This is a genomic window from Halomonas sp. HG01 (genome assembly GCF_000968715.2).
GTDB classification, from domain to species: domain Bacteria; phylum Pseudomonadota; class Gammaproteobacteria; order Pseudomonadales; family Halomonadaceae; genus Halomonas; species Halomonas halophila.
On record NZ_CP022134.1, the window covers coordinates 3441203 to 3467871 of the forward strand.

Here is a 26669-nt window from a genome sequence, read left to right on the forward strand (position 1 = left end):
CCCCGAGTCGCCTCAACCGACCAGCGCCTCCCGCGACTTCAGGTAGTCGAACTCGCCGATGCCGGTGAAGGCGCTGACCCGCTGCTGGAAGTCGCGATAGGCCTCGAAGATCCGCTTCGAGGCCTCGTCGTTCTCGACCTGCCGCTGGATGACCTGCCCGGACGACTCGTGCAGCGCCGCCATGACGTCGTCGGGGAAGCGGCGCAGCTTGACGCCGTGATCGTCGACCAGGGTCCGCAGCGCCTCGGCATTGCGGAAGGCGAACTCGCTGAGCATCGCCAGATTGGAGGCCCGGCAGGCCTCGGTGACCACCGCCTTGAGATCGTCCGGCAGGGCGTTCCAGGCCTCCAGGTTGACCGTGCCCTCGAGGATCGCGCTGGGCTCGTTCCAGGCCGAGGTATAGTAGTAGTCGGCCACCTGATGCAGGCCGAAGGCCAGGTCGTTGTAGGGGCCGACCCAGTCCGCGGCGTCGAGCACCCCGGTCTCCATGGAGGTGAAGATCTCGCTGCCCGGAATCGTCAGGGTGGTCACCCCGATGCCGTTCATGGCCTCGCCGGCAAGCCCCGGCAGGCGCAGCTTGAGCCCCTGCATGTCGTCCAGCGAGTGGATCTCCTTCTTGAACCAGCCGGCCATCTGGGTACCGGTGTTGCCCACCGCGAAGGGCTTGAGGTTGTGCTCGGCATAGAGCTCGTCCCACAGCGCCTGCCCGCCGCCGTAGTAGAGCCAGGCGTTGGTCTCGGTGGCGGTCATGCCGAAGGGCACGGCGGTGAAGAACTGCGCCGCGGCGACCTTGCCACGCCAGTAGTAGGAGGCGGAGTGGCCCATCTCGGCGGTGCCGGCCGAGACCGCGTCGAAGACCTCCAGCGCCGGGACCAGCTCACCGGCACCGTGGACCTTCACCCGCATGCGTCCACCGGACATGCGCTCGATGCGCTCGGCGAGGTCGTTGGCGCCAGTGCCCAGGGCCGGGAAGTTCTTGGGCCAGGAGGTCACCATGTTCCAGGTGATGGTCTCCTGGGCGCTGGCGGTGCTGACGAAGGGGGCGGCGACGGCACCGGCGGTGCCGGCCCCCAGGGTCTTGAGGCTGGTCTTGAGAAAGTTGCGACGCTCCATGGAGAGGGCGGCTCCTTGTCCTTGCTGTTCTTTTCGTATCGCATGCCGAAGCATGTCAGTGTCCGCCGGGCAGTATCGCGAAAGCGGCATTTATCAGCAAGCGAACGACTGCCGTGCCATGAACAGGATGGTTCGGGGCTGATCCGTCGGCGGCCGCGAGCCATGGCACGCCGACGTGGAGGACGCGCTTACAGATTCAAAGCGGCGTCAGTTTCGCGAACCCCAGCACCAGCCACTTGTCGCCCTCGCCCTCGAAGCTGACCTGCACCCGGGCGCGCTCGCCCTCGCCCTCGGCGTTGAGGATCACGCCCTCGCCGAAGGTCGGGTGGCTGACCCGCTGGCCCAGCGCCAGCGAGGGCAGGTCGGCGCCGCCGTCGACGCTCTCCTGGCGCGGGCCGGGGCGCGAGGCGGTGACCGGCCGCGAGACCTGGCCACGCAGCCGTACCTCCTCGAGGCAGTCCTCGGGCAGTTCGCGCAGGAAGCGCGACGGCCGCTGGAAGGTCTCCTTGCCGTGCAGGCGGCGCAGCTCGGCGTGGGTCAGGTAGAGCTTCTGCATCGCCCGGGTCAGGCCCACGTAGCACAGCCGGCGCTCCTCCTCGAGGCGACCGGGTTCCTCCATCGACATCTTGTGCGGGAACAGCCCCTCCTCGACGCCGGCCACGAACACCACCGGGAACTCCAGGCCCTTGGCCGAGTGCAGGGTCATCAGCTGCACGCAGTCCTCGAACTCGTCGGCCTCGTGCTCGCCGGCGTTGAGCGCGGCCTCGGCGAGGAATGCCTCCAGCGCGGCCATGCCCTCGCCGGCCTCCACGGTGTCCAGGGTCTCGCCCTGGCTGAAGGCCTTGGCGGCAGTGACCAGCTCCTCGAGGTTCTCGACCCGGGCCTGGCCCTTCTCGCCCTTCTCGTTGCGGTGGTGCTCGACCAGCCCGGTGCGCTCGTTGACGTGATCGATGATCTCGTGGAGCGCCATGCCGGAGGTCTCGTCGTCGAGCCGCTCGATCAGGTCGGCGAAGGCCTTCACCGAGGACACCGCGCGGCCCTTGAGCGAGCCATCGAGCTGGGCGTCGTGCAGCGCCTGCCACAGCGAGATGCCGACATGGCGGGCGCGCTCGCGCAGCACCTCGACGGTGCGGGTGCCGATGCCGCGTGCCGGCACGTTGATCACCCGCTCCAGCGAGGCATCGTCGTCGCGGTTGAGCAGCAGCCGCAGGTAGGCCAGGGCGTTCTTGATCTCCAGGCGCTCGTAGAAGCGCTGGCCGCCGTAGATGCGGTAGGGCACGCCCTGGCGGATCAGCGTCTCCTCGATCACCCGCGACTGGGCATTGGAGCGATAGAGGATGGCGATCTCGCGGCGCGTCATGCCCTCCTCGACCTTCTCGCGGATGGTGTCGACGATGAAGCGCGCCTCGTCCAGGTCGTTGAAGCCGCCGTACAGCGAGATCGGCTCGCCGCGGTCGCCGGCGGTCCACAGCTCCTTGCCCATGCGCTCGGCGTTGTGGCGAATCAGGGCGTTGGCGGCGTCGAGGATGGCGCTGGTCGAGCGGTAGTTCTGCTCCAGGCGCACCGTCTTGGTGGCGGGGAACTCGTCCTCGAAGCGGCGGATGTTCTCGATCCGCGCGCCGCGCCAGCCGTAGATCGACTGGTCGTCGTCGCCGACCACGGTCATCGGCGTGGTCATGCCGGTGAGCAGCTTCAGCCAGGCGTACTGCAGGGTGTTGGTGTCCTGGAACTCGTCGACCAGCACGTGGGCGAAGCGCTCCTGATAGTGGGCCAGCAGGGCGGGATTGTCGCGCAACAGCTCGAGGCTTCGCAGCAGCAGCTCGCCGAAGTCGACCAGGCCACCGCGCTCGCAGGTCAGCTGGTAGCGCTCGTAGAGCTCGACCATCTGGGTCATGTAGGCGTCGCCGTGGGCGTCCACCTGATGAGGGCGCAGCCCCTCCTCCTTGCAGCCGGAGATGAACGACTGCACCTGGCGCGGCGGGAAGCGCTCGTCGTCGACGTTATGGTCCTTGAGCAGCCGCTTGATCAGGCGCAGCTGGTCGTCGCCGTCGATGATCTGGAAGTGCTGGGGCAGCCGCGCGTCCTGCCAATGGGTGCGCAGCAGGCGATGGGCGATGGAGTGGAAGGTGCCGACCCAGACGTGGCGCAGCGAGATGCCCAGCAGCGCCTCCAGGCGGGTACGCATCTCGCGGGCCGCCTTGTTGGTGAAGGTCACCGCCAGCACGGCGTAGGGCGAGAGCCCCTCGGCCTGCATCAGCCAGGCGATGCGATGCACCAGCACCCGGGTCTTGCCGGAGCCGGCGCCGGCCAGCACCAGCATGTTGCCTTGGGGCGCGCTGACGGCCTCGCGCTGGGCCGGGTTCATGTGGTCGAGAATCGCCGTGACGTCGTCCATAGCGGGAAGCATCGCTGCTCGGAAAATGGCCCGACAGCTTACCATATCGCGCCGGTCACGGCCGGTTCAGGACTCGTCGGGCTCCGGATAGCGCAGCGAGTTGAGGCTCTTCTTCACCGACTTGAGCTGCTCGGCGAGCCTGGGGCCGCGGGACTTGGCCACGCCGACCGCCAGCACGTCGATCATCACCAGGTGGGCGATCCGCGAGCTCATCGGGGTATAGATCTCGGTGTCCTCGTGAACGTCGATGTACAGCGGCAGGGTCACCTCCTCCGCCAGCGGCGAGCCGCTGGGGCACAGTCCGATCACCGTGGCGCCGGCCTCGCGGGCCAGGCGCACGCTGGCGACCAGGGCCCGGGTGCGCCCGGTCTGGGAGATCGCCACCACCACGTCGCCCTCCTTGAGCGTCACCGCCGACATGTTCTGCATGTGCGGGTCGGTGTAGGCGGCGGTGGAGATCTGCAGGCGGAAGAACTTGTGCTGGGCGTCGAAGGCCACCGCGCCGGAGGCGCCGAAGCCGTAGAACTCGACCCGGTTGGCCATGCCCAGGGCATTGATCGCCTGGCTCAGCGAATCGTTGTCCAGGCGGTCGCGCACCGAGAGCAGGGTGCCCACCGTGGAGTCGAAGATGCTCTGGGAGAATTCCGCCACCGAGTCGCTGTCGTTCATCGAGAACTGGGCGAACTGGCTGCCGGTGGCCAGCATCTGGGCCAGCTTGAGCTTGAAGTCCTGGAAGCCGTTGCAGCCCAGGGCGCGACAGAAGCGCACCACCGTCGGCTCGCTGACCTTGGCCTCGGTGGCCAGGTCGACGATGCGCATATGGATCACTTCATCGGGATTGCGCAGCACGAACCTCGCCACCTTCTGCTCGGAGCGGCGGAAGTGCGTCATGCGGCGTCTCATTTCATCGAACAGGCCAAGGCTCACGCGGCACTCCTGGATCGGCGGATTCGAGGGGGAATGCCCACAGTATGCCCCAACCGACGCCCCCATGGGCAGCAAGGCGCCGAAAGGATCGTTGACACTCCTATCTTCATCATTCTGTCAAGAGGCGTATAGTAAGAATTGCAGTGTCGCGCAGCGTCCCTGATTCGATGCCGGCACCCTCACTGCAGACAGGAGAGTCGATCATGCGTAATGTCGAACGGTTATCCTCCGTCAAGAGCGAACTCCTCGACATCTTCATGAGCATGGAAGTCGTCGAGCACGAAGAACGCTCCCGTACCGCCGCCCAGCGCAACCTGCGCGCCCGCCGCGGCATCGAGCTCCACGAGGAGTTCAAGCGTCTCAGCCAGGACATTGCCGACCTGCCCGAGGACGACGCCGACGAGATGCACTGATCCGGACTCCCGCGACCGCAGGCACCCAACGCAAAGAGCCCCGCACGGGGCGGGGCTCTCGGGCGCAGGAGACATCTCCCGACATCGCCGTGCCATCAGAGGCTGGTGAAGAACACCACGGCCACGCCGATCGGCGCGATGAAACGGGTGATCAGGCTCCACAGGCTGAAGTCGTAGACGTCCATGCCCAGCTCGCGGCGCACGCTTTCCTTGTCGAGGCACCAGGCGGTGAAGACGATGGCGCCCAGGCCGGTAAGCGGCAGCATGAACTTGCTGGTCACCTTGTCCAGCAGGTCGAAGACGTTCAGGCCGAACAGCACCGGGTCGCTCCACAGGTTGAACGACAGCAGCGCGGCGATGCCCAGCGCCCAGGCCGCCACGCCGGCCACCAGGGCGGAGCCCACGCGCGGCAGCGGGGTGCGCTCCTCGACGAACTCCACCACCGGCTCGAGCAGCGAGATGGCCGAGGTCAGGGCGGCAAAGGTCAGCAGCAGGAAGAACAGCAGGCCGACCACGATGCCACCGCCCATCTGGCCGAACGCCAGCGGCAGGGTGACGAAGATCAGCCCCGGGCCGGAAGCCACATCGAGGTCGTTGGCGAACACCAGCGGGAAGATCGCCAGGCCGGCGCCCAGCGCGATCACGGTATCCATGATCACCACGGTACGCGCGGTCTTGAGCAGGTTGACCTCTTCGCCCAGGTAGGAGCCGTAGGCCATCATGATGCCCATGCCCAGCGATAGGGTGAAGAAGGCATGGCCCAGGGCCGCCAGCACGGTCTCGCCGGACAACTTGCTCCAGTCCGGGTTGAACAGGTAGGCGAGCGCCTCGCCGAAGTGGCCGGTGGTCATGCCGTAGCCGACCAGTACCACCATCAGCACGCCCAGCGCCGGCATCAGGATGCGCGCGGCGCTCTCGATGCCCTGGGTGACGCCGCGGGCCACGATGCCGATGACCAGCAGCATGAATACCGAATGGCCGGCCAGCAGCAGCCCCGGGCTGCCCAGCATGTCATTGAACAGTTCGCCGATGCCGTCGGCGCCCTGACCGCTGAAGGCACCGGTGACGGAGTTCAGGGTGTAGTACAGCGACCAGCCGCCGATCACGCTGTAGAAGGACAGGATCAGGAAGGCACCGAGGATGCCGCTGATACCGACCACCATCCAGGCCCGTGTGCGGCCAGAGGCCTTGGCCAGGTCGGCCATGGCATTGGCGGGATTGTTCTGACCGCGGCGGCCGATCATCCACTCGGTGACCAGGATCGGCAGGCCGATCAGCGCGATGCACAGCAGGTAGACCAGCACGAAGGCCGCGCCACCGCTCTCGCCCACCATGTAGGGGAACTTCCAGATATTGCCCAGACCGACCGCCGAGCCGGTGGCGGCGAGGATGAAGCCCAGCCGGGACGACCAGTGCGCGTGTTGCTGTTGCTTGAGGGACATAATTCACCTTGAAGGGTCGTGTCGCCATCGATCGATCGGATGCGATGACGTTCTGATTGTTGTCGCCACGTCCACGCCGTGCCGGATCTCGGTTCGGCGCATTCAAGGGCATAACGCATGCCAAGCAGGATCACTACCAGGGCTGCGTTTCCACCGGGGATGGAAGGTGGAAACCGCAAGGAAACACCGCGACACCCCACAGGGGTTAGGCGTGAGGGTCGGCGATATTCGATGGCAAGTGACGAGCGAGTCGTAACATATCCGATCGTCTGCCCGGAGGCCACCCATGGCGGCAAAACCACGCAGCGCGCGGCCTCCCGTTCAGAACGTGGCGCTGGTGGCTCAGAACAGCGTGGCCTGACGCTCGCCGGGGAAGTCGCCCAGCGGCGGCAGTTCGGCCCGCGCCGCCACCGAGGCATAGAGCCGGCGCGCCAGCTGAGGCGCGCGGCGATTGTCGGCGGTATGCACAAACAGGAAAGGGGTTTTCCCCTGTTTTATCCACAACGAAAGACGTTCGATCCAGGGCGCGAAATAGTCGATATTGATCGCTTCGTCAGCATGTCCAATGAAGCGCACCACGGGCGCCTCCCCTGTGGAAATCACATGTAGCGGGCGCTTCGGCTTCTCGTGCTGGGCCTGCTGCATGCCCGGGTGATGACCGGCGGCGGTGGAGAACAGCGGCCGCACGTCGAGCATCACGCGGTTGGCGCCGTGACTTATCAACAACCTGTTGAGCGCCGCCTCGGCCGTCCCCTTGTGGAAAAACTCACGGTGGCGCACCTCGACCGCGCAGGGCAGCCCGCTCGGCCAGCGTTCCAGCAGCGCCTCGAGACGCGGCAGCTCCTCGGCGCCGAAGTCTCGCGGCAGCTGAATCATCATCGGCCCCAGGCGATCGTGCAGCGGCGCGAGGGCCGCGAGGAAGTCGTCGAAGCCCGCCTCGACGTCGACCAGACGCCGCTCGTGGGTCAGCGACTGCGGGAGCTTGAAGCAGAAGCGGAAAGCGGGCGGCGCCTGGCGCGCCCAGGCCGCCACCGTCTCGCCGCGGGGCGCGCCGCTGTAGAAGGTGGTATTGCCCTCCACCGCCGAGAACACCCGGGCATAGTCGGCCAGCAGGTCGTCATTCCCGCCGTGGGGCGGGTAGAGGCCGCAACGCCAGTCGGGGTTGGCCCACATCGGCAGGCCAATCGGCAGGCGAGTGGCTTCAGCGGCGCCCGTGGCAGCCCCGTTCCTCATTCCACGGTGACGGACTTGGCCAGGTTGCGCGGCTGATCGACGTCGGTGCCCTTGAGCACGGCGACGTGATAGGAAAGCAGCTGCAGCGGCACGGTGTAGAGGATCGGCGCCAGGGCTTCCTCCACATGGGGCAGGCGCAGCACCCGAATGCCTTCGCCGTCCTCCAGCGCCACGCCCTCGTCGGCGAACACGAACAGCTCGCCGCCCCGGGCCCGCACCTCCTGGAGGTTGGACTTGAGCTTGTCGAGCAGGGCGTCGTTGGGCGCCACCGCGATCACCGGCATCTCGGCGTCGACCAGCGCCAGCGGCCCGTGCTTGAGCTCGCCGGCGGGATAGGCCTCGGCGTGGATGTAGGAGATCTCCTTGAGCTTCAGCGCGCCCTCCAGCGCCACCGGGAACTCGGGTCCACGGCCCAGGAACAGGGCATGATGCTTCTCGGCGAAGGCCGCGGACAGCGCCTCGACCGCCGGATCCAGCGCCAGCACTTCACCGACCTGGGCCGGTAGATGGCGCAACGCCTCGACCAGTGACGCCTGCTCGTCGGCGTCCTGGCCGCGGACGCGGCCCAGCGCCAGGGTCAGCAGCATCAGCGCGGTGAGCTGGGTGGTGAAGGCCTTGGTCGAGGCCACGCCGATCTCGGGGCCGGCCTGGGTCATCAGCGTCAGGTCCGACTCGCGCACCAGCGAGCTGCCCGGCACGTTGCAGATCGCCAGGCTACCCAGGTAGCCGAGCTGCTTGGCGAAGCGCAGCGCGGCCAGGGTATCGGCGGTCTCGCCGGACTGGGACAGCGTCACGAACAGCGTGCCCTCGGGCACCACCACCCGGCGATAGCGGAACTCCGAGGCCACCTCGACCTGCACCGGTACGCCGGCATAGCGCTCCAGCCAGTAGCGCGCCACCATGCCGGCGTGATAGCTGGTGCCGCAGGCCACCAGGTGAATCTGGCGCACCCGACCGAACAGCGCCTCGGCCTCGGGGCCGAAGCTCTCCACCAGCACGCTGCGATCGCCGAGCCGGCCCTCCAGGGCCGCGGCGATCACTGCCGGCTGCTCGTGGATCTCCTTGAGCATGAAGTGGCGATAGCCGCCCTTGCTGGCCGCGCCGTCGCCGTGCTCGAAGGTCTGCACCGGACGCTCCACCGCGGCGCCGCCGGCGTCGAAGACCTCGATCCTGCCGCCGTCGGAGAGGCGCACCACGTCGCCCTCCTCCAGGTAGATGAAGCGGTCGGTGACCTGCAGCAGCGCCAGCGGGTCGGAGGCCAGGAAGGCCTCCTCGATGCCGACGCCGACCACCAGCGGGCTGCCCTGGCGGGCACCGATCACCACGCCGGGTTCGTCGGCGTGCACCACGCCCAGCGCATAGGCGCCGTCGAGCCGGGCCAGCACGCGCTGCACGGCGCCGAGCAGGTCACCCTGCTCGGCCTCGCGGGCGATCAGGTGGGCCATGGCCTCGGTATCGGTCTCGGAGGAAAAGGCATAGCCCTCGCCCTCGAGCTCGGCCTTCAGCGCCTCGTGGTTCTCGATGATGCCGTTATGCACCAGCGCCACGCGCTCGCCCGACTGATGGGGGTGGGCGTTCGCCTCGCTGGGCTTGCCGTGGGTAGCCCAGCGGGTGTGCGCGATGCCGCTGTGGCCGGCCAGGGGCGCGGCGGCGAGCGTCTCCTCCAGAGCCGCCACCTTGCCCAGGGCGCGGCGACGATCGAGCCGGCCATCCCCGGCCTGCACGGCCATGCCCGCGGAATCGTAGCCGCGATACTCGAGTCGCTTGAGCCCTTCCAGCAGGATGCCCTGCACGTTGCGCTGGGCGACGGCGCCGACGATGCCACACATGGTTCGCTCCTTAGAGGTCGTCTTTCTTGACCGGCCGCTGCCAGTCTTCCTTGCTGATCAGGCGTCCGCGGCTCACCGCCAGGCTGTCGTCCGCCACGTCGCGGCTCAGGGTCGAGCCGGCGCCCACGGTGGCGCCACGGCCGACGCGCATCGGCGCCACCAGGGCGGTGTTGGAGCCGATGAAGGCCCCGTCGTCGATCTCGGTACGGTGCTTGTTGGCGCCGTCGTAGTTGCAGGTGATGGTGCCCGCGCCGACGTTGACGTCGCGCCCCAGCCGGGCGTCGCCCACATAGCTCAGGTGATTGATCTTGCTGCCTTCGCCCACCTCGGCGTTCTTGGTCTCGACGAAGTTGCCGACCTTGGCGCCCACCGCCAGGCGCGAGCCGGGACGCAGCCGGGCGAAGGGCCCGATGCGGTTGTGACCGGCCACCACGGCGCCCTCGAGCACGCTGTGGGCTTCGATCTCGCTCTCGGCCCCCACGTGGCTGTCGCGGATCACGCAGTAGGGACCGATGCGCACGCCCTCGCCCAGCTCGACATCGCCCTCGAACACGCAGCCCACGTCGATCTCGACATCGTGACCGCAGGTCAGGGTGCCGCGCACGTCGAGGCGCGCGGGATCGGCCAGGGCCACGCCGGCGGTCATCAGCGACTCGGCGATGTCGCGCTGGTGGGCGCGCTCGAGCTGAGCCATCTGCAGACGGTTGTTGACGCCCTCGACCTCCAGCGCCCGGGCCGGCTGGGCGGTGGCGATCTTCACGCCCTCGGCGGCGGCCATGGCGATGACGTCGGTCAGATAGTATTCGCTCTGGGCGTTGTCGGCGGACAGCTGCGGCAGCCAGCGGCGCAGCTGGGCGGCGGTCATGGCCATGATACCGGTGTTGCACTCGCGCACCGTGCGCTCGGCCTCAGAGGCATCCTTGTGCTCGACGATGGCCACCGCCTCGCCGGCCTCGTCGCGCAGGATGCGACCGTAGCCGGTGGGATCGTCGAGGGTCACGGTGAGCAGGCCCATGTGCTGCTCGTCGACCCGCGCCAGCAGGTCGCGCAGGGTCTCGCGGCGAGTCAGCGGCACGTCGCCATAGAGCACCAGCACCTTGCCGTCACCGAGGTGATCGAGCGTTTGGGCCACGGCGTGGCCGGTGCCCTTCTGCTCGGTCTGACGGGCAAAGCGCACCGGGCAGTCGGACAGCGCCTCGCGTACGCGGTCGGCGCCATGGCCCACCACCACGTGGGTGCGATCGGCCTCGAGGCCGGCGGCGGTGTCGATCACATGACGCACCAGGGGGCGGCCGGCCAGGCGATGCAGCACCTTGGGCAGGGTCGAACGCATCCGGGTACCCTGCCCGGCCGCCAGTATCACCACGTCGAGGCTCATCGGGACTCCTTGTCGATCAATCGTTGAATCGGGCCATTCTAGTGCCTAGGGGGCCTCGCCTGCCATGCCGGCGGTGGTCTCGCCGACCACCCTGACGCCCATCTCCGCGAGCCTGTCGCGACCGAAGCGCTCGGCGAAGGCCGGGCTCGCCACGCTCAGCCAGTCGTCATCGGCGGCGTTGCGCACCAGCATCAGCACCGCCAGGTCATGGTCGACGGCCACCGCCATGCCTTCCTGCTCGCCGAGCACCGACATGGCGGTGGCCCAGGCGTCGGCGCGGGCATTCGAGTCATCCACCACGGTCACCGAGGCCATGCGATGGCGGATCGGCCGACCGGTACGCGGGTCGATGGTGTGCGAATAGCGCCGGCCGTCTTCCTCGAAGTAGTTGCGATAGTCGCCGGAGGTGGCCACCGAGGTATCCTCCAGCGGCAGTACATACTTGGCCTGGGGCCGGCCGTCGCGGGGCAGCTCCACGCCGATGCGCCAGGGCTCGGCCTCGGCGTCGCGATGGCCGGCCACCTCGAGTTCGCCACCGATGTTGACCAGGTAGTTGTCGAGGCCCTGGGAAGCCAGATAAGCCGCCACCCGATCCGTGGCATAGCCCTTGGCCACGCCGGAGAGGTCGACGAACACGTCCTTCAGGCGCCGCGCACGGCGCTGCTCCGCATCGATCTCCAGGGTCTCCATGCCGATCTCGGCGAGGCGCTGCTCGATCAGGGCATCGTCCGGCACCTCGCGCGGCCGCGCCTCGGGGCCGAAGCTCCACAGGTTGACCAGGCCGCCCACGGTGACGTCGAAGGCGCCGTTGCTGGCCTCCCCCACCCGATGGGCGATCGACAGCACCTCGATCAGCGGCGCGGAGAGCGTCTGCCATTCGCCCAGCGGCGCGTGGTCGAAGGCCACCAGTTCGGCGTCGTCACGGTAGGTGGACATCGAGGCATCGACGGCCTCGAGCTCGTCGAGGATGCCTGACTCCAGCGCATCGCGGCGTTCGGCGGTGATCGGATCCGCCAGCGTCACCTGATAGAAGGTGCCGAATATATCGCCCTCGAGCGTGACCGGCGTCTCGAGCGTGCGCTCGGAACAGCCGGCCAGCAGGGCGGCCAGCGCAAGCGTCAGGAAGGCGAAGAGAAAACGTGGGAGTGGCATGAGTCCTCCAACAGGTAAATAAGTGCTTCTTCAACCGAACAGCCAGATCAGGGCCACACCCAATATCAGCCGATAGACCACGAAGGGCTGCATGCCGATGCGGCGGATGAAGACCAGGAAGAAATGAATGCACAGGTAGGCGCTGATGCCGGACAGCACCGTGCCCGCCGCCAGGTCGCCCCAGGCCACCGGGACCTCGTCCTGGGCCAAGCCCAGGGCCTCCAGGCCGCCGGCCAGCACGATCACCGGGATCGACAGCAGGAAGGAGAAGCGAGCCGCCGCCTCGCGGGACAGGCCGAGCATCAGCGCCGCGGTCATGGTGATGCCCGAGCGCGAGGTGCCGGGAATCAGCGCCAGGGCCTGAGCCAGACCGATCCACAGGGCATCGCGGACGCTCATCCGGTACTCGCTGCGCGTGCCGCGATGGCGCCAGTCGGCGATCCCCAGTACCACGCCGAACACGATCAACCCGCCGGCCAGCACCAACGGCGAGCGCATCACCTCCGAGATGACATCCTCGAACGCCAGGCCCACCACCGCCACCGGGATGGTCGCCAGGATCACCCACCAGGCCAGGCGGGCGTCGTCGTCGGTGCCGCGGCCAGCGACGCTGCGCCCCCAGCTGGCCGTCATGGTCACCAGCTCGTGGCGGAAGTAGAGCACCACCGCCGCCAGGCTGCCCAGGTGCAGGGCCACGTCGAAGGCCAGGCCCTGGTCGGGCCAGTCGGAGAAGACCGGTACCAGGATCAGGTGCGCGGAGCTGGAGACGGGCAGGAACTCGCTCAATCCTTGAACGAGGGAGAGCACGACGATCTGTAGCCATTCCATGGGCGGGGTCTCTATCAGCAAAAACGGTAAGTAGCTTGGTAAATCAAGGCCTAAGGACCCTGGCGACGCGTCGACGTTCCCCGGCTTGGGCGTTTTTTATCCGACCGGCAATACCATGGTGGCGATGCCAAAGTAGATCAGCACCCCGGAGGCGTCGATCAGGGTCGTCACCAGCGGCGCCGAGGCGGTCGCCGGGTCCCAGCCCAAGCGATCGAGCACGAACGGCAGGCACATGCCGAGCAGGCTGCCGAACAACACGATGGCGATCATGCTGACCGCCACCACCATGGCCACCGCCTCGCCGCCGCGAAACACGCCGATAGGCGCCACGGCGAGTGCCATGGTCAGCCCCAGCGAACCGGCCACCAGCAGCTCGCGACCGAACAGCTTGCCCCAGTCGCGCACCCCGACGTCGCCGGTCGCCAGGCCGCGCACCGTCAGGGTCGCGGCCTGGGCGCCGGCGTTACCGCCGCTGCCGATCAGCAGCGGCAGGAAGAACACCAGCGCCACCTGGGCCGAGATGGTCGCCTCGTAGTGGGCGATACCCGCGCCGGACAGCAGGTTGCCGAATACCAGCAGCACCAGCCAGGTCACCCGCTTGCGATACAGGCTCCACAGCGGTACCCGGCTGACGCCATCCTCCAGGGCGCCGATCGACATCCCCTTGTGGAAGTCCTCGGTGGCCTCGGATTCCACCACGTCCAGGGCGTCGTCGTGGGTGACGATGCCGACCAGGCGACGCATCTCGTCGACCACCGGCAGGGCCAGCAGATCGTAGCGAGCCACGATCCGCGCCACTTCTTCCTGGGGCGTGTCCACCGAGGTGTGGATGACGTCGTGGATCATCATGTCGTCGACCCGGGCGCCGGGGCGCGCCACCATCAGCTGACGCAGCGACATGGTACCGGCCAGGCGCCCCTCGGGGTCGATCACGTAGAGCTGGTAGACCGTCTCGGCGTCCGGGGCGGTCTGGCGCACGCGCATCATCGCCCGGGAAACGGTCATGCCGGCGGGAATGGCCACGTAGTCGGAGGTCATCAGGGCGCCGGCGGTGCCTTCCTCGTAGCTCGCCAGGCGCTTGAGTTCCTCGCGCTCCTGGTGGGCCATACGCCGCAGCAGCGCCTCGCGGCGATCGTCGTCGAGCGCCTTGAACAGGTCGGCGCGCTCGTCGCCGCCCATCTCCTCGAGCACCGCCTGGAGGCGGTCGTCGCCCATGCCCGCCGCGATCGCCAGCTGCTCCTCGCCGTGCAGATGGCCCATGACGCTGGCACGCCGTTCCAACGGCAGGCAGTCCAGCAGCGCGCGCGCGCGCAGTTCATGCTCGCTCTCGAGCAGGTCCTGGAGAATTTCGGCGATGTCCGCGGAGCGAAGCTCCGGCAGCAGGGTGCCCAGGCGCTCACGGTCGTCGACCTCCAGGGCGGCGAGCAGGCCTTCCTTGTGGCGATTCAGGGCATCGCTGAGTGGCATGGTCTGATCCTCCCTGTGCCAGCGCGAACGAGAAGGGGCGTCATCATCGCACAGGGCGTGGAAGGCGTCAGCTTCGGCGGCGTCCCTGGAGGCGCCGCCGGGAAGGGATGAGGCCGGGACACGGATCGCTGTATCCTTGACCGACGCAGGCACCGATCGGCCTGGCATCGATGCAGGGAGGACGACAGGAATGGAACGCAGGATTCTCGACACGCTGGCCGAACTCGGCTTCACCAGCCGCGCCCGCCTGAGTGAACTGGCGCGCCGCGAAGGCATCGAGCTGCCGCCATTCCTGTTGCGGGTGCTGTCCATCGTGGGCCGGTTCCCGGCGCACAACCAGCAGCAGCTGCTGCAGCGACGCGGACATGACAAGGGCCAGGTGGCACGCGCCTTCAAGCAGCTCGAGCAGCAGGCATTGATCCGCCGCAGCGGCAGCTCCACCCCGCGGCGCATCACCCAGGCGGCGCTGACCGAGGAAGGCCAGCGCCTCTTCTCGCGGCTGGAGGCGGCCCGTGGCGAACTGGCGAGCCAGGCGCTGTCGGGCTTCGCGCCCGAGGAAGTCACGCAGCTCAACGCCCTGCTGCAGCGCATGCTGGAGAACGTGGACCGCACCGCCGACTGAGCGCGCCCGCCCCTGCACACGCGGGACTCTCGGATCCTGCTACCGGCACAAGTTGACATAGTCAACTTGTGCCGGTAGCGTGTGCGCTCCTTCGCGGCCCCCTCACCGCGCCACTATCCCCACCGCCAGAGCGTTCGATGTCCCTGCGACTTGTCCTCGGGCTGGTAGGCATGCTGCTGGCCTGTATCGGCGCGGATATCAACCAGGAAGCGACCTCGCTGGCCCTGGCGGATGTCCGCGGCGCCTTCGGATACAGTGTCGATCAAGGCAGCTGGTTTACCACCCTCTACAGTATCGGTGCCGCCATGGGCATGCTGGTCGCGCCGTGGCTGGCCATGACCTTCTCGGTACGCCGCTTCGCCGCCGTGGCCGCCGTCTCGCTGGGCCTGCTCGGGCTGGCCTGCGCCGCCACCGAGTCGCGCTCGCTGCTGCTGATGCTGCGCTGGTGTCAAGGGCTCACCACGGGCTTTCTCATCCCACTGCTGATGATGGTCGCCCTGCGCTTCCTGACCCCGGCGCTAAAGCTGTTCGGCCTCGCCGCCTACGGCCTGACGGCCACCTTCGCGCCCAACATCGCCATGCCCGTGGTTGCCTGGGCCCACCACGGTCCGGGCATCGGCTTCGTGTTCTGGGCGGTCCTGCCGCTGTGCCTGGTGGCGTCGGGGCTGATCCTCCATGGCCTGCCGCAGGATCCGCTGCGCCTGGCGCGCTGGCGGCAGTTCGACTGGCTCGGCTGGGGGCTGGGCTGGGCACTGTGTGCCAGCGTCGTGACCCTGTTTGCCCAGGGCGAGCGCCTGGACTGGCTTCACTCGCCGCGGATCCGCGGGCTGGCCATGGCCAGCCTGGTGCTGCTGCCCCTGTTCCTGTGGCGCTGTGCGTTCGGGCCTGCGCCGCTGATCCGTCCGCAACTGCTCAGACGCGTCAATTTCGGCTTCGGCGTCTGCATGCTGGTCGGGGTGATCGCCCTGAGCGCCTCCAGCGCCTCTCTGCCCGCCGAGTTTCTCGCCGAGGTCCAGGGCTATCGCCCGCTGCAGAGCCTGCCGGTGACGCTGGCCGTCGCGCTGCCGCCGCTGATGATCCTGCCGCTCGCGGCCTTGGTGTTGAATGTCGAGCGCATCGACTCGCGCTGGATCATGGCATCGGGGCTGCTGCTGATGGCAGCGGCCAGCTGGTCGAACAGCCACGTCACCCTGGCGTGGATGCGGGAGCAGTTCTACGTCGCCCAGGTGGTCTTCGCGATCGGACAGTCCATGGTCGTGGTCGGCCTGCTGATGACCGCCACTGCGGTCGTCGATCCCATGGAAGGCCCCTTCGCCTCGGCGACGATCAACACCTCCCGGGCGCTGGCCGGTCCGGTGGCCGGCGGCCTCATCGGGCACTACCTCGCGGTCGCCATCGATCGCCACGCCCATGCCCTGATGGAACGGCTGGGCACGATGCGTTTCTCGCTGATGCAGTCGGCGCCGCTGAGCGGCCACGGCCGCGAGGCGTTGAACTGGCCCATGGGAGGCCCAGGCGGCGAGGCCTTGCTGCAGCTTCATGAACGAATCGATGCGCAGGCGACGGTCCTGGCCTATGCCGATGCCTGGCGCCTGATGGCGCTGCTGGCCCTGCTGCTGGTGCCGCTCTGCCTGCTGCCCAAACGCACCCACGCACCGCGGTTCAACCGCCCCCGACCGATATGACCGATACCCAGACGCCCCAAGCCCCTTCCCGCTCCCTCGCCCCACGCCTCATCGGCGCCGCCGCGCTGCTGTGCGTGACCCTGGGGGGCGCCTTCCTGACCGCCCCCTGGTGGATGAGCGACGGCCGAGCCTGGACCAACAATGCCAAGCTGGATGCCGACTACACGGTCATCTCGCCGCGCGTCGCCGGCGATATCGTCGCCGTGCACGTCGAGGATCACGAGACAGTGTCGCGAGGCGACGCCCTGATCGACATCGACCCGCGCGACTATCGTGCCGCCGTCGATGCCGCCGAGGCCCGGGTGGCGTCGGCGCAGGCCAGGCTGGCGGAGATCGAGGCCGAACTGGCCAGGCAGCCGTCTCGAATTCGCCACGCCCAGGCCGTGGTGGACGAGGACATCGCCAACGTCGACTACGCCCGCCTCGACGCCGAGCGCTACCGCCGCCTGCGTCATGACGGCAATGCCTCGCAGCAGAACGCCCAGCAGGCCGCCGCCAACGCCTCGGCACTGGACGCCCGCCGCCAGGCGGACCAGGCCAGCCTGGACGACGTGCGTCATCAGACTCAGGTCCTGGAAGCGCGGCGGGCGAGTGCGCAGGCGACGCTGGCCCAGGCCCGGGCCGAGCGTGAACAGGCCCGTCTCTCGCTGTCTCATACCCGGGTGGCGGCGCCTAGAGACGGCATTGTGGCCGAACAGGCCGGTCGCGTCGGCGCCTGGACCGAGGCCGGCGGGGCGCTGATGGCGATCGTGCCGACCGATGCGATCTACGTCACCGCCAACTATCGGGAGGTCGAGATCACCGAGGTTCGCGTCGGCCAGCCGGTGACGATCTCGTTGGATGCCTATCCCGGGATGACGCTCGAGGGCCACGTCGACAGCCTCGCCCCGGCCACCGGCACCACCTTCTCGCCGATCTCCCACGACGATGCCTCGGGGAACTTCACCAAGATCGTCCAGCGCCTGCCGGTGCGCATCGCCATCGAACCGGATCAGCCCGGGCTCGACCGGCTCAAGGTCGGCCTCTCGGTCGAGACGACCATCCATACCGACGCCGACGGCTGAGCCTCGAAGAGCCTTCCCGCGGCCATCGCCCCGCCTGCCGACCAAAAAAAGCGCCCCCCGACTCAGTCGGGGGGCGCTTTCATCGCACGGGGCGTGGCGCGACCTTAGCCGCTGCGACCCACCTTGCGACGCAGCTGCTGGATGGTCCGCAGCTGGGCCGCAGCCTCGGCCAGTTCAGCCGTGGCGCGGGTGTAGTCCATCTCGGCGGACTTGTCCTGCATCGCCTTGAGGGCCTGCTGGCGGGCCTCCTCGGCGGCGGCCTCGTCCAGGTCGTCGGCGCGCACGGCGGTATCGGCGAGCACGGTGACGACCTCGGGCTGGACCTCGAGGAAGCCGCCCGAGACGTAGAAGTGATCCTCTTCACCTCCGCCACGGACGATGCGCACCGGGCCGGGGGCCAGTTCGGTGAGCAGCGGCGTGTGCCCCGCCAACACCCCGAGATCCCCCGCGCGACCGGCTGCCACGACATGCTCGGCTTCGCCGGAGAAGATCGACGCCTCGGCGCTGACGATCTCGCACTTGAAGGTTTTCGTCATGATGACGTCTCCCAGGTGGAGGGATTACTTCATCTGGTTGGCTTTCTCGACGGCCTCGTCGATGGTGCCGACCATGTAGAAGGCCTGCTCCGGCAGCTCGTCGTACTCGCCGTCGAGGATGCCCTGGAAGCCACGGATGGTTTCCTTCAGCGACACGTACTTGCCGGGGGCGCCGGTGAAGACCTCGGCGACGAAGAACGGCTGCGACAGGAAGCGCTGGATCTTACGCGCCCGGGACACGGCCAGCTTGTCCTCGTCGGACAGCTCGTCCATGCCCAGGATGGCGATGATGTCCTTGAGCTCCTTGTAGCGCTGCAGCACGCCCTGCACGCCGCGAGCGGTCTTGTAGTGCTCCTCGCCGACGACCAGCGGATCCAGCTGACGAGAGGTGGAATCCAGCGGGTCGATGGCCGGGTAGATACCCAGCTCGGCGATGGAACGCGCCAGTACCACGGTCGCGTCGAGGTGCGAGAAGGTGGTGGCCGGGGACGGGTCGGTCAGGTCGTCCGCGGGCACGTACACCGCCTGCACGGAGGTGATGGAGCCGGTCTTGGTGGAGGTGATGCGCTCCTGCAGGACGCCCATCTCCTCGGCCAGGGTCGGCTGGTAACCCACCGCGGAGGGCATGCGGCCCAGCAGTGCGGACACCTCGGTACCGGCCAGGGTGTAGCGATAGATGTTGTCGACGAACAGCAGCACGTCGCGGCCTTCATCGCGGAACTTCTCGGCAATGGTCAGGCCGGTCAGGGCCACGCGCAGACGGTTCCCGGGCGGCTCGTTCATCTGGCCGTAGACCAGCGACACCTTGTCGAGAACGTTGGACTCCTGCATCTCGTGATAGAAGTCGTTGCCCTCACGGGTACGCTCACCGACACCGGCGAACACGGAGTAACCGCTGTGCTCGGTGGCAATGTTGCGGATCAGCTCCATCATGTTGACGGTCTTGCCGACACCGGCGCCGCCGAACAGGCCGACCTTGCCGCCCTTGGCGAACGGGCACACCAGGTCGATGACCTTGATGCCGGTCTCCAGCAGCTCGCTGGTGGCCGCCTGGTCGGCATAACCCGGTGCCTTGCGGTGGATCGGCATGCGCTCTTCTTCGCCGATCTCGCCCGCCTCGTCGATGGGCTCGCCGAGCACGTTCATGATCCGACCCAGGGTCTCCTTGCCGACCGGCACGGAGATGGCGGCCTGGGTGTTGGTGACGTCCATGCCACGCTTGAGGCCCTCGGTGGAGCCCATGGCGATGGTGCGCACCACGCCGTCGCCCAGCTGCTGCTGGACTTCGAGAACGGTCTCGGCATCCGAGACCTTCAGCGCGTCGTAGACCTTGGGAACATCGTCCCGCGGAAACTCTACGTCAATCACCGCGCCGATGATTTGTACGATACGTCCGCTCATCTTGGTTCCTCTCAAATACCTGCAAATGAAACCCGGTTGCCGGAAGGGATTCGCCCTTCCTCGGCGTTATACGGCGGCGGCGCCACCGACGATCTCGGAGATTTCCTGGGTAATGGCCGCCTGACGGGCCTTGTTGTACACCAGCTCCAGGTCGTCGATCAGATTGCCGGCATTATCGGTGGCGCTCTTCATGGCGATCATCCGCGCGGCCTGTTCGCAGGCCACGTTCTCGACCACCGCCTGATAGACCTGCGCCTCGACGAAACGCACGAGCAAGCTGTCCAGCAGCTCCTTGGCATCCGGCTCATACAGGTAGTCCCAGTTTCCGGGACGCTTGTTTTCTTCGTTCTGCTCTTCGGCACCCATCTCGGGCGACAGGGGCAGCAGTTGGCGAACCACCGGCTTCTGCGTCATGGTGTTGACGAATTCGTTGAACACCACGTACAGACGATCCAGCTTGCCCTCGTCGTAAGCGTCCAGCATCACCTTCACGCTGCCGATCAGCTCGTCGGCTTCCGGCGCCTCGCCCAGGCCGCTCTTGGCCGCGACCAGGCTGCCGCCATACTTGCGGAAGAAGTGGGTGGCCTTGCTGCCCAATGCGCAGAAATCCAGCTCGGCGCCACTGTCGCGCCAGGCCTTGGCCTCCTTGACGACGGCCTTGAACATGTTGACGTTCAGGCCACCGCACAGGCCGCGGTCACTCGACACCACGATGTAGCCGACCCGCTTGACCTCGCGATCCAGCATCCACGGATGCTTGTACTCGGGGTTGGCGTCGGCGACGTGGCCGACCACCTTGCGGATCTGCTGGGCGTAGGGCTGGCTGGCCTTCATCCGGTCCTGCGCCTTGCGCATCTTCGACGCAGCGACCATCTCCATGGCACTGGTGATCTTCTGCGTGTTCTTGATGCTGCCGATCTTGGTGCGTATCTCTTTTGCAGCTGCCATAGCGATCTACTCCGTTCGTGGCCCTCAGAAAGCTCCAGGGCCCGCTCCCCGGGAGGAGCGGGCCGGCGGGGTCACCAGCTCTGAGTGGCCTTGAACTTGTCGAGACCGGCCTTGAGGCCGCTCTTGATGTCGTCGCTGTAGTCGCCGGACTCATTGATCTTGTCGAGCAGCTCGGCGTGCTCGGCCTTCATGTAGTCCTGCAGGGCACGCTCGAAGTCCAGCACCTTGCTGACCTCGACGTCTTCCAGGTAGCCCTCGTTGGCGGCGTACAGGGAGACGGCCATCTCGGCCACGGACATCGGCGCGTACTGGTTCTGCTTCATCAGCTCGGTGACGCGCTGACCGTGCTCCAGCTGCTTGCGGGTGGCCTCGTCCAGGTCGGAGGCGAACTGGGCGAAGGCCGCCAGCTCACGGTACTGGGCCAGGGCCAGACGCACGCTGCCGCCGAGCTTCTTGACGATCTTGGTCTGGGCGGAGCCACCGACACGAGACACCGAGAGACCGGCGTTGATGGCCGGACGGATGCCCGAGTTGAACAGATCGGTCTCGAGGAAGATCTGACCGTCGGTGATGGAGATCACGTTGGTCGGAACGAACGCGGAGACGTCGCCACCCTGGGTCTCGATGATCGGCAGCGCGGTCAGCGAGCCGGTCTTGCCCTTGACTTCGCCGTCGGTGAACTTCTCGACGTAGTCGGCGTTGACGCGCGCGGCGCGCTCGAGCAGACGGGAGTGGAGATAGAAGACGTCACCCGGGAAGGCTTCACGGCCCGGCGGACGACGCAGCAGCAGGGAGACCTGACGATAGGCCACGGCCTGCTTGGACAGATCGTCATAGACGATCATGGCGTCTTCACCGCGGTCGCGGAAGTACTCGCCCATGGTGCAGCCGGAGTAGGCGGCCAGGAACTGCATCGGGGCCGGATCGGCGGCGCCGGCGGCGACCACGATGGTGTGCTCCATGGCGCCGTGCTCTTCGAGCTTGCGCACCACGTTGGCGATGGTCGACTGCTTCTGACCGATGGCCACGTAGACACAGGTGACGCCGGTGCCTTTCTGGTTGATGATCGCGTCGATGGCGATCGCGGTCTTGCCGATCTGGCGGTCGCCGATGATCAGCTCACGCTGGCCGCGGCCGATCGGCACCATGGCGTCGATGGACTTGAAGCCGGTCTGGATCGGCTGGTCGACGGACTGACGGGTGATGACGCCCGGGGCGACCTTTTCCACCGCGTCGGTCTTGTCGGTGCCGAGGTCGCCCTTGCCGTCGATCGGGTTACCCAGGGCATCGACCACGCGACCGCGCAGCTCGGGGCCCACCGGCACCTCGAGGATGCGGCCGGTGCACTGGGCGGTCATGCCCTCTTCGAGCTGCAGGTAGTCGCCCAGCACCACGGCGCCGACGCTGTCGCGCTCGAGGTTCAGCGTCATGCCGTAGATGCCGCCGGGGAACTCGATCATCTCGCCGAACATCGCGTCGGTGAGGCCGTGGATCTGCACGATACCGTCAGACACGCTGACGATGGTGCCCTGGTTGCGGGCTTCGGTCGCGACATCCAGCTTCTCGATACGCTGCTTGATGATGTCGCTGATCTCGGAAGGATTCAGTTGCTGCATGCCATGTCCCTCAGACTCAGGCGGAAAGGGCCTCGTGGAGGCGGTTCAGTCGACCGCGCACCGACCCGTCGATGACGGTGTCGCCGGCGCGCAGGATGACGCCTCCCAGGAGGGTGGAATCCACCTGAGTGGTAATGGAGATTTCGCGGTTCAGACGCTTGGCCAGCGCGCTCGCGAGCTTGTCCTGCTGCGCTTCGTCCAGCGGGAAGGCAGAGACGATGTCGACGTCCATGCGCTTCTCCTCCTGGGCCTTGAGCAGCTCGAATTGCTCGGCGATGACCGGCAGGGCCGTCAGGCGACCCTGCTGGCCGACCAGACGCAGGAAGTTGCGCACGTCGTCGTCGACGGCATCGCCGCAGATCTCGACGATCGCATCCACCTTCTGTGCGCTGGAGAGTCGCGGGTTGCCCAGCACTCGACGGCGCATGTCGTCGTCTTCGACGACATGCGCCACGGTGGTGAGCATGCCGGACCAGTCCTCGAGCGCCTTACGTCCGACGGCGTGTTCGAAGGCCGCCTTGGCGTAGGGGCGAGCGACGGTAGACAGTTCCGCCATGGGTCACCTCCTCCTCAAAGCTCTTCGGCAAGTTGGTCAACGAGCTTGCCGTGCTGCTTCTCGTCGATGGAGGCTTCCAGGACCCGCTCGGCGCCGACGATGGCGAGCCGCGAGACCTGGCCACGCAGCTCTTCCTTCGCGCGGTTCACTTCCTGGTCGATCTCGGACTTGGCCTGGGCGATCATGCGCTCGCCTTCCTGGCGGGCCTGATCACGCGCCTCGTCGATCATCTGGGTGGACCGCTTGTGGGCCTGCTCCAGGATTTCGGCCGCTTGCTCCTTGCTTTCACGCAGGGTCTCGCTGGCCTGCTGTTCGGCCAGTTCGAGGTCGCGAGAAGCACGGCTGGCAGCATCCAGGCCATCGGCGATCTTCTTCTGGCGCTCATGGAGCGCATTGCTGATCGGCGGCCACACGTACTTGGTGCAAAACCAGACGAAGATCGCGAAGGCGATCATCTGTCCGATAAGCGTCATGTTGATATTCACAGGGGCGTACCTCTGACAGATTCGTGGCGACCGGAAACAAGCAAACCGAGCGCAGCGCGCTCGGTATGCCAATCGTTAGCCGGCGACGACGAAGATCAGGTACATCGCGATACCAACGCCGATCATCGGCACGGCGTCCAGCAGGCCGGCCATCAGGAAGGTCTTGGTCTGCAGCTGGTTGCCCAGCTCCGGCTGGCGAGCGGTGGTCTCGAGCAGCTTGCCGCCCAGCAGAGCGAAGCCGATGCCAGTACCCAGAGCGCCCAGGCCGATCATGAGGGAAGCGGCGATGTAGACGAGTTCCATGATGATACTCCTTACGAGTTGAGGTTAAGTTTCAAGGGTTTATCGGGTATTACGCGATTCAGTGATGCTCGTGAGCAGCGTTCAGGTAGACCACCGTCAGCACGGTGAAGATGAACGCCTGCAAGGTGATGACCAGGATGTGGAAGATGGCCCAGGGAACGTTGAGGGTCCAGGACACCCAGAACGGCAGCAGGGCGATCAGGATGAAGATCACCTCGCCGGCAAACATGTTACCGAAGAGACGCAGGCCAAGGCTGAGCGGCTTGACGAGCAGGCCGATGATTTCCATCACCAGGTTGAAGGGGATCAGCAGCCAGTGGTTGAAGGGCGTCAGCGACAGCTCCTTGGCGAAACCACCGAGGCCCTTGACCTTGATGCTGTAGTAGATGATCAGGCAGAACACGCCCAGCGCCATGCCCAGGGTGGCATTGGGGTCGGTGGTCGGCACGAGCTTCATGTACTCGACCCCGAAGCGGGCGAACAGGGCGGGCGCGAAATCGACCGGCACCAGCTTGAGCAGGTTCATCAGGAAGATCCACACGAACAGCGTCAGCGCGATCGGCGCGATCAGCGGGTTCTTGCCCTTGAAGGCGCCGCGTACGGTGGATTCGATGAACTCGAAGACCATCTCGATGGCGTTCTGCAGCTTGCCGGGCACGCCGGTGGTCGCGGCCTTGCCGACCTTGCGGAACAGCCAGATGAACAGCGCGCCCATGGCCAGCGACCAGCCCATGGTATCCAGGTGAATGGCCCAGAACCCCATGTCCTGAGCCTCGGCAGCGGAGTGCGCAATGGACCAGCCGTTCTCGGGGTGGTAGCCATATGTCAGGTTTTGCAGATGGTGCTGGATATACTCCACAGGAGTCGGGTTATTGCCTGCCATGAGCTGCCTCGATTTCAGTGGGGTAATGGTCGCGTGCCCAGCCAGGCGGCCAGCCAGTGAACGAACAGCATCACCACATAAACGCCAAAGAATAAAGCATGATTTGAGGGGGGCACTGCGATGAACACCACCGCGAACAGAGCCACCGTCAAACCAAACTTACCCGCCTCCGCACGATAGAGGCCGCTCACCATCCGGCGCGCTTGGCGGCCGCCCCGGTGACGAAACATTCGCCAGGCGAAGTAGCCGTTGGCGATCAGCGCCACGCCGCCACCCAGCAGGATCGAGACCGCGTCTCCCGGGCTTCCCAGAAGCCGTCCCAGGCCGGACAGCGCACCGAGCATAGCAACCTGCGCGGCCATCAACCATCCGAGAATCGGGCGCCTGTACCTGGCTGCCATGGGATCTCCGTGCACGTTGCCGACATTGGGGCCGACGTCGGCGTCCCGTTTCCTCGCGCCCCGCCGTCGGCGGTAGCCAATGGCGAGCCCGGCGCGATTATAGGGAACCCCCTCGATGCCTTCAACCGATCGCGGGCCGATATCGCGCGAAATCGCCCCAGCTTACGACTAAAAGTCGATAAGTTTCGAAAAACTGTTTAGCACCCTAATAGGGTCTACTTGATGTGGCCGAGGATGCCGTCCAGCTCGTCCAGGCTCGAGTAGCGAATGGTCACCTTCCCCTTCCCGCCGCGGCCGTGCTGGATCTTCACCGGTGCGCCGAGCAGGTCGCCGAGGCGCGACTCCAGGCGCGCCACGTCGGGGCTCGCGGCCGGGGCCTCGGCCTTGGCCGGCTGCCCCTCGGCGAGCCGTTTCACCAGCGCCTCGGTGGCGCGCACCGTGAGGTCCTTGTTGACCACCTCATGAGCGGCCTGGCGCTGCTTGGGGCCCGACAGCGCCAGCAGCGCCCGGGCGTGCCCCATGTCCAGGTCGCCGCGTTCGAGCAGCGTCTGCACTTCGGGATCCAGCGCCAGCAGGCGCAGCAGGTTGGCCACCTGGGCTCGTGAACGGCCCACCGCATCGGCGGCCTGCTGCTGGGTCAGCTCGAACTCGTCGAGCAGCCGCTTGAGCGCCAGCGCCTCCTCGATGGGATTGAGGTTCTCGCGCTGGATGTTCTCGATCAGGGCCAGAGCCAGGGCGACCTCGTCGGTGACCTCGCGGATCACCGCGGGGATGACGTCGAGCTCGGCGAGCTGGGCGGCCCGCCAGCGCCGTTCGCCGGCGATGATCTCGTAACGCTGCTCGCCGATCGGCCGCACCACGATCGGCTGCATCACGCCCTGGGCGCGGATCGAGTCGGCCAGCTCCTCGAGGGCCTCGGGCTGGATGTCGCGGCGCGGCTGGTACTTGCCGCGGGACAGCTGGCCCAGCGGCAGGCGCTCGAGCCGCTCGTCGGCGGCGGGAGCCAGCGGCTCGGCGCCGTTGAGCTCGCCCTCCTCCGTCGCCTCCTCTGCCCCGGGCAGATCCAGGCTTTCGCGGCGGCGGGCGCCGGCGCCGATCAGGGCATCCAGCCCGCGTCCCAGAGCGCGTTGTTTGCGCGTCATCGAGTTCCCCTCATCGGTAAGCACCAAACGGTGTCGGCTACAGCGACAGGCGGCGAATCAGTTCCTTGGCCAGCACCCGGTGTGCCTGGCTGCCCCGCGAGAAGCGGGCGTACTTGGTGACCGGCAGGCCGTGGCTGGGCGCCTCGGCGACCCGCACGTTGCGCGGGATGGTGGTCTTGAGCAGGGCGTCGCCGAAGTAGTCGCGCAGCTGCTTGCTGACGTCGCGGGTCAGGCTGTTGCGGCCGTCGAACATGGTCCGCAGGATGCCATGGATCTCGAGCCCCGGGTTCACGCTGCCCTTGATCTGCTCAACGGTATCGAGCAGCGCCGAGAGCCCTTCGAGGGCGTAGAACTCGCACTGCAGTGGGATCAGCACGCCATCGGCGGCGGTCAGGCCGTTGACGGTCAGCATGTTGAGCGAGGGCGGGCAGTCGATCAGCACCACGTCGTATTCGCCGGCGACCTCGCCCAGCGCCTTGACCAGGCCCTGCTCGCGCCCTTCCTCGCGGTCGAGCAGCTCGACCTCGGCGGCGGTCAGGTCGCCGTTGCCGGGCAGCAGCGCGTAGCCGGCCTCGGGGCAGTCCAGGATCACCTCGGTGGCCCGCTTCTCGCCCAGCAGCACATCGAGCACGCTGCCGTCGAGGGCGTGCTTGTCGACGCCGCTGCCCATGGTGGCGTGGCCCTGGGGATCCAGGTCGACCAGCAGCACGCGCCGCTCCAGGGAGGCCAGGCTGGCGGCCAGATTGACGGCGGAGGTGGTCTTGCCCACGCCGCCCTTCTGGTTGGTCAAGGCGATAATCTTGGTCACGGCGACATCCTTGCGTTGGGAGACAGGGTTCACGGCGGCGCC

General features: G+C 67.2%; 25 protein-coding genes. 4 read left to right on the plus strand and 21 right to left on the minus strand.

Annotated elements, in window-relative coordinates:
• Positions 1-12 precede the first annotated feature (12 nt).
• From UN84_RS16335 to hexR, 3 genes are all read right to left on the minus strand, one after another.
• Positions 13-1113: a TRAP transporter substrate-binding protein gene (locus tag UN84_RS16335; RefSeq protein ID WP_046078859.1), complete on the minus strand. Its 1101-nt coding sequence runs from the start codon at positions 1111-1113 to the stop codon at positions 13-15.
• A 196-nt stretch (positions 1114-1309) separates the two neighbouring features.
• Positions 1310-3508, minus strand: coding sequence for a DNA helicase II (uvrD, locus tag UN84_RS16340; RefSeq protein WP_046078860.1), 2199 nt, complete (start codon positions 3506-3508; stop codon positions 1310-1312).
• A gap of 66 nt (positions 3509-3574) precedes the next feature.
• Positions 3575-4435 (minus strand): transcriptional regulator HexR, encoded by an 861-nt coding sequence (hexR, locus tag UN84_RS16345; protein WP_035594469.1) that lies wholly within the window; start codon positions 4433-4435, stop codon positions 3575-3577.
• 203 nt (positions 4436-4638) lie between these two features.
• On the opposite strand from hexR, the gene UN84_RS16350 reads away from it, so the two are divergent.
• The gene (locus UN84_RS16350) at positions 4639-4848 is read left to right on the plus strand and encodes a PA3496 family putative envelope integrity protein (RefSeq protein WP_016854228.1); all 210 of its coding nucleotides are present in this window, start codon (positions 4639-4641) and stop codon (positions 4846-4848) included.
• 95 nt (positions 4849-4943) lie between these two features.
• Here the strand turns inward: UN84_RS16350 and UN84_RS16355 are convergent, their stop codons facing one another.
• The 7 genes from UN84_RS16355 to mgtE all read right to left on the minus strand — a co-directional run bounded on the left by UN84_RS16355 (position 4944) and on the right by mgtE (position 14177).
• The gene (locus UN84_RS16355; protein ID WP_035594471.1) at positions 4944-6290 is read right to left on the minus strand and encodes a sodium-dependent transporter; all 1347 of its coding nucleotides are present in this window, start codon (positions 6288-6290) and stop codon (positions 4944-4946) included.
• 342 nt (positions 6291-6632) lie between these two features.
• Positions 6633-7463, minus strand: a complete 831-nt coding sequence (locus UN84_RS16360) for a DUF72 domain-containing protein (RefSeq protein WP_237022332.1) — start codon at positions 7461-7463, stop codon at positions 6633-6635.
• Positions 7464-7519: 56 nt separating this feature from the next.
• A complete protein-coding gene (gene glmS, locus UN84_RS16365; protein WP_046078862.1) occupies positions 7520-9352 on the minus strand; it encodes a glutamine--fructose-6-phosphate transaminase (isomerizing) in 1833 nt (610 codons plus the stop codon).
• A 10-nt stretch (positions 9353-9362) separates the two neighbouring features.
• Complete coding sequence (glmU, locus tag UN84_RS16370) at positions 9363-10730, minus strand: bifunctional UDP-N-acetylglucosamine diphosphorylase/glucosamine-1-phosphate N-acetyltransferase GlmU (protein ID WP_046078863.1); 1368 nt, start codon at positions 10728-10730, stop codon at positions 9363-9365.
• Between the two features lie 45 nt (positions 10731-10775).
• The gene (locus tag UN84_RS16375; RefSeq protein ID WP_046078864.1) at positions 10776-11882 is read right to left on the minus strand and encodes an FAD:protein FMN transferase; all 1107 of its coding nucleotides are present in this window, start codon (positions 11880-11882) and stop codon (positions 10776-10778) included.
• 30 nt (positions 11883-11912) lie between these two features.
• Positions 11913-12710 carry an undecaprenyl-diphosphate phosphatase gene (locus UN84_RS16380; RefSeq protein ID WP_046078865.1) on the minus strand — a complete coding sequence of 266 codons (798 nt, stop codon included), beginning with the start codon at positions 12708-12710 and terminating at the stop codon, positions 11913-11915.
• Positions 12711-12806: 96 nt separating this feature from the next.
• Entirely contained in the window at positions 12807-14177 is a 1371-nt protein-coding gene (mgtE, locus tag UN84_RS16385) for a magnesium transporter (protein ID WP_035594486.1), read from the minus strand.
• Positions 14178-14367: 190 nt separating this feature from the next.
• On the opposite strand from mgtE, the gene UN84_RS16390 reads away from it, so the two are divergent.
• The 3 genes from UN84_RS16390 to UN84_RS16400 all read left to right on the plus strand — a co-directional run bounded on the left by UN84_RS16390 (position 14368) and on the right by UN84_RS16400 (position 17548).
• Entirely contained in the window at positions 14368-14799 is a 432-nt protein-coding gene (locus UN84_RS16390; protein WP_052719324.1) for a MarR family winged helix-turn-helix transcriptional regulator, read from the plus strand.
• Positions 14800-14936: 137 nt separating this feature from the next.
• Positions 14937-16484 (plus strand): MFS transporter, encoded by a 1548-nt coding sequence (locus tag UN84_RS16395; protein WP_046078866.1) that lies wholly within the window; start codon positions 14937-14939, stop codon positions 16482-16484.
• Positions 16481-17548 carry an HlyD family secretion protein gene (locus tag UN84_RS16400; protein WP_052719325.1) on the plus strand — a complete coding sequence of 356 codons (1068 nt, stop codon included), beginning with the start codon at positions 16481-16483 and terminating at the stop codon, positions 17546-17548. The genes UN84_RS16395 and UN84_RS16400 overlap by 4 nt, the downstream gene beginning before the upstream one ends.
• Positions 17549-17652: 104 nt before the next feature.
• On the opposite strand, the gene UN84_RS16405 is transcribed toward UN84_RS16400, so the two are convergent.
• From UN84_RS16405 to UN84_RS16455, 11 genes are all read right to left on the minus strand, one after another.
• Positions 17653-18084, minus strand: coding sequence for a F0F1 ATP synthase subunit epsilon (locus UN84_RS16405; protein WP_035594491.1), 432 nt, complete (start codon positions 18082-18084; stop codon positions 17653-17655).
• A gap of 24 nt (positions 18085-18108) precedes the next feature.
• Positions 18109-19485 (minus strand): F0F1 ATP synthase subunit beta, encoded by a 1377-nt coding sequence (gene atpD / locus UN84_RS16410; protein ID WP_016854219.1) that lies wholly within the window; start codon positions 19483-19485, stop codon positions 18109-18111.
• A gap of 66 nt (positions 19486-19551) precedes the next feature.
• The gene (gene atpG / locus UN84_RS16415) at positions 19552-20433 is read right to left on the minus strand and encodes a F0F1 ATP synthase subunit gamma (protein ID WP_046078867.1); all 882 of its coding nucleotides are present in this window, start codon (positions 20431-20433) and stop codon (positions 19552-19554) included.
• Between the two features lie 71 nt (positions 20434-20504).
• Positions 20505-22049, minus strand: a complete 1545-nt coding sequence (gene atpA, locus UN84_RS16420) for a F0F1 ATP synthase subunit alpha (protein WP_035594496.1) — start codon at positions 22047-22049, stop codon at positions 20505-20507.
• Between the two features lie 16 nt (positions 22050-22065).
• On the minus strand, positions 22066-22605 hold the full coding sequence (locus tag UN84_RS16425; protein WP_035594498.1) for a F0F1 ATP synthase subunit delta: 540 nt from the start codon (positions 22603-22605) through the stop codon (positions 22066-22068).
• Between the two features lie 14 nt (positions 22606-22619).
• Positions 22620-23090 carry a F0F1 ATP synthase subunit B gene (locus UN84_RS16430; protein ID WP_026068332.1) on the minus strand — a complete coding sequence of 157 codons (471 nt, stop codon included), beginning with the start codon at positions 23088-23090 and terminating at the stop codon, positions 22620-22622.
• A gap of 75 nt (positions 23091-23165) precedes the next feature.
• A complete protein-coding gene (gene atpE / locus UN84_RS16435) occupies positions 23166-23393 on the minus strand; it encodes a F0F1 ATP synthase subunit C (protein ID WP_016854214.1) in 228 nt (75 codons plus the stop codon).
• Between the two features lie 58 nt (positions 23394-23451).
• On the minus strand, positions 23452-24276 hold the full coding sequence (gene atpB / locus UN84_RS16440; RefSeq protein WP_035594500.1) for a F0F1 ATP synthase subunit A: 825 nt from the start codon (positions 24274-24276) through the stop codon (positions 23452-23454).
• Between the two features lie 14 nt (positions 24277-24290).
• Positions 24291-24677, minus strand: a complete 387-nt coding sequence (locus tag UN84_RS16445; protein WP_046078868.1) for an ATP synthase subunit I — start codon at positions 24675-24677, stop codon at positions 24291-24293.
• A 215-nt stretch (positions 24678-24892) separates the two neighbouring features.
• On the minus strand, positions 24893-25819 hold the full coding sequence (locus UN84_RS16450; protein WP_035594505.1) for a ParB/RepB/Spo0J family partition protein: 927 nt from the start codon (positions 25817-25819) through the stop codon (positions 24893-24895).
• A gap of 37 nt (positions 25820-25856) precedes the next feature.
• Positions 25857-26627 (minus strand): ParA family protein, encoded by a 771-nt coding sequence (locus tag UN84_RS16455; RefSeq protein WP_046078869.1) that lies wholly within the window; start codon positions 26625-26627, stop codon positions 25857-25859.
• Between the last annotated feature and the right edge of the window lie 42 nt (positions 26628-26669).